Origin of the sequence: Pseudomonas emilianonis, assembly GCF_023072625.1 — a bacterium.
GTDB classification, from domain to species: Bacteria; Pseudomonadota; Gammaproteobacteria; order Pseudomonadales; family Pseudomonadaceae; genus Aquipseudomonas; species Aquipseudomonas paraveronii.
The window spans coordinates 1-3,131 of sequence record NZ_JAKNRV010000494.1 but is presented as its reverse complement, the minus strand read 5'-3'; the positions used below and the strand labels follow the sequence as shown (position 1 = coordinate 3,131).

Annotated in this window: 3 protein-coding genes and 1 pseudogene; 3 read left to right on the top strand and 1 reads right to left on the bottom strand. The window is 60.4% G+C overall.

Annotated features, from left to right (window positions below):
- The 3 genes from L9Z73_RS28215 to L9Z73_RS28205 form a co-directional block, all read left to right on the top strand.
- The coding region (locus tag L9Z73_RS28215) for a helix-turn-helix domain-containing protein (protein ID WP_247408042.1) at positions 1-561 on the top strand (561 nt) is incomplete at its 5' end.
- Positions 562-733: 172 nt separating this feature from the next.
- Entirely contained in the window at positions 734-1,681 is a 948-nt protein-coding gene (locus L9Z73_RS28210) for a nucleoside-specific channel-forming protein Tsx (protein ID WP_247408040.1), read from the top strand.
- 14 nt (positions 1,682-1,695) lie between these two features.
- On the top strand, positions 1,696-2,724 hold the full coding sequence (locus L9Z73_RS28205; protein ID WP_247408038.1) for a purine-nucleoside phosphorylase: 1,029 nt from the start codon (positions 1,696-1,698) through the stop codon (positions 2,722-2,724).
- 48 nt (positions 2,725-2,772) lie between these two features.
- On the opposite strand, the pseudogene L9Z73_RS28200 reads toward L9Z73_RS28205, so the two are convergent.
- Positions 2,773-3,131: pseudogene (locus L9Z73_RS28200) on the bottom strand (quinone oxidoreductase family protein); the annotation flags it as partial.

Below are 3,131 nucleotides of genomic sequence, written 5' to 3'. Positions count from 1 at the left end.
GTGCGCCTGGCACAAAGTAAGCTCGGCGACCTGGAGCGCTTTAGCGGCGAGACTGCTGTGCAGGCGGCCCAACTGATGGAAGACATCGGCAGCGCCCACGGCCTGCAACGCCTGATCCTGTTCCTGCAACTGCTCGACACCCTCAACAACGCCCCGCCGCCGCAGGTCCAGGCCCTGGCCAGCGCGTGCTATGCGCCGACCCTGGACGCACGCAGCGCCGAGCGTATCAACAAGGCGTTCGACTACCTGATGCGTGAACTGACCGGGGATTTGCGCCTGTCGGTGATCGCCCGGCAACTGGAAATGAGCGAGCCGGGCTTCTCACGCTTCTTCAAGCGCAACACCGGCCATGGTTTTATCGACCTGATGCGCAAGTTCCGCATACAGCGCGCGTGCCGGCTGTTGCTGCAAAGCGAGCTGTCAGTGGCGGCTATCTGCTTTGAAGTGGGCTACGCCAACCTGTCCAATTTCAACCGGCACTTTCGCATCGAGATGCACCAGACACCCAGCGAATATCGACGCGAAACGGCCATGCACCTGTTCAACCGCAGCGAAAAATGACACCGCGTCAATACTGACCGAAAGGTCGATTAATTCTATTTTTTTCAAAGCGATTCAAGCCATTGAGTAAAGTTGGTACAGCCTGTGCAAACGTTTGCGGAACGAACTTGACCGCCAAGTTCACCTCAACCCGAAGAATCGGGTCTAAACCGCGAATGAATAGGGATTTTCAATGCACTCCACCTCAAGGCGTTCCGCTTCCTTTGGTGTCTCCCTGCTACTGAGCGCCGTTACGGGAGTACTCAGCCCGTCCATTCTGGCGCAGGAACAACCCGTCGATGACTCAGCACAGGGCGAAACCCTGAGCCCTGAAGCCAGCCCGACGAAAAAAGGCGCGTACCTGTCGGACTGGTTCAACCAGGACCTGACATTGATCGGCAGCAAAGACATCAGCTTCGGCCCCAAGCCGGCCGATGACGTTTACCTGGAATACGAGTACTTCGGCCGCAAGGGCCCGTTCGAACTGTACGGCTACATCGACGTGCCGAAGATCCTCGGCATCGGTAACAGTAATGACAAAGGTGCGTGGGATCATGGCTCGCCGCTGTTCATGGAGCACGAACCGCGGATCTCCATCGATTACCTGGCCGGGCGCAGCCTGGCGATCGGCCCGTTCAAGGAATGGTATGTGGCCTTTGACTGGATCTACGACCACGGCAGCAACACCGCCAACCGCGCCAACACCTTGTACAGCGGCCTCGGCACCGACATCGATACGCACTCGCGGGTCAACCTGTCCGCGAACTTCTATGGGCGTTACCAGTGGGAAAACTATGGCGCCAGCAACGAATATTCGTGGGACGGTTACCGTGCGCAGATGAAGTACATCGTGCCCATCGACACGTTCGACAACGGCGCCTCGCTGACCTACATCGGCTTCACCAACTACGATTTCGGCTCGGACCTGCACAAGGACAACCCGGCACGCACCGCCAACGCGCTGGTAGCAACCAATGTGCTGCTGTATTCGTTCACCCACCTGCGCTTCACCCTGGTCGGTCGTTACTTTCATAACGGCGGTAACTGGGAAGATGGCAGCGAGTTGAATTTCGGCGACGGCAACTTCCGCGCCCGCTCCAACGGCTGGGGTTATTACGCCGGCGTGGGCTACCAATTCTGATCAAGGAGTCTTAGATGAAAGCGTTTAACCGTCTCTCGCTGGCCGTCGGCCTGGCCCTGCTGCCCCTCGTGGTGCTGGCGCAAGCGCCTGCGCCGATCAAACCGAAAGTGATGCTGATCACCATGTTCGCCCCCGAGGCGCAAACCTGGATCGATCGCCTGGCGCTCAAGCAGGAAGTCCGCGTGCCGGGCTTGTCCGCCGAATACCCGGTGATTCGTTGCAATACCGAAGAGGTGTGCCTGCTGGTGACCGGCATGGGCCAGACCAACGCCGCCGCGTCCACCCTGGCCCTGGCGTTATCGCCCAAGTTCGACCTGCGCCAGAGCTACTTTCTGATCGCCGGGATCGCCGGCATCAGCCCCAAACACGGCACCATCGGCACGGCGGCCTGGGCCCATTACCTGGTGGAGTTCGGCACCCAATGGGAGCTGGATTCGCGGGATGCGCCCAAGGATTGGCCGACCGGCTACATCGGCATCAATACCAAGGGGCCCAACGAAAAACCGCCGCTGGACTACAAGACCGAAGTGTTCGAACTGAACCCGAAACTGCAGGCCAAGGCGTTTGCCCTGTCGCAGAAGGTGGAGCTGACGGAAAGCCAGGAATCCGCCGCCTGGCGTAAGCATTACCCTGCCGCACCGGCCAATCAGCCGCCGCAAGTCACCCGCTGCGACACACTGGCGGGCAACACCTGGTTCTCCGGCACGCGCCTGAGCGAGCGCGCCGAAGTCTGGACGCGCTTGCTCACGGACAACAAAGGCGAATACTGCACCACCCAGCAGGAAGATAACTCCACTTATGAAGCCCTGTTGCGCGCCAGTCGCGAGGGTCTGGTGGACATCCAGCGCCTGGCGGTGGTGCGCGCCGGGTCGGATTTCGACCGGCCTTATCCGGGCTACAGCGAGGTGGATAACCTGCTGAAATATGCCGATCAGGGCGGGTTCGTCCCGGCGCTGGAGAACCTGTACCGCACGGGCAACCCGTTGGTCCAGGCGATCCTGAAGAACTGGTCGGCGTGGGAAAAAGGCGTGCCCGAAGCCTAATAAAAACCCCGATGTGGGAGCGGGTTTGCTCCCACTTTTTTAACCGCGTCAGGGCAGGAAGACGATCTTATCGGCACTGCCCGCATTCACCTCTTCGTAGCATTTCACGCCATCAGCCAACGCCACTTCGCGCAGGCCGGTCGGCAGCGGCAGCAGCCCTTCATCAAAGAAGCGCCCGAACTGCTCCAGCATCACCGCACACTGTTCGCAGGTGTAGAGCAACGAATTGATCCCCACCACCGAACCGCCCTTGCGGTACAGGGCCAGGGCCGGCAGTTGCACATGGCCGTCGACTGGCGCTGCGATGATTGCGATGCGCCCGAACGGTGCCAGCCCCGCCACGGCGGCGGGTAACCAGAAACCGGTGGTGTCGAAGATCACATCCGCGCCGCCCTTGAAGAGGGCAT

What these genes read in the sequence shown, in the direction of transcription:
- L9Z73_RS28210 (WP_247408040.1), top strand. Translation starts at nt 734, where the DNA reads ATGCACTCCACCTCAAGGCGTTCCGCTTCCTTTGGTGTCTCCCTGCTA.
- L9Z73_RS28205 (WP_247408038.1), top strand. Translation starts at nt 1,696, where the DNA reads ATGAAAGCGTTTAACCGTCTCTCGCTGGCCGTCGGCCTGGCCCTGCTG.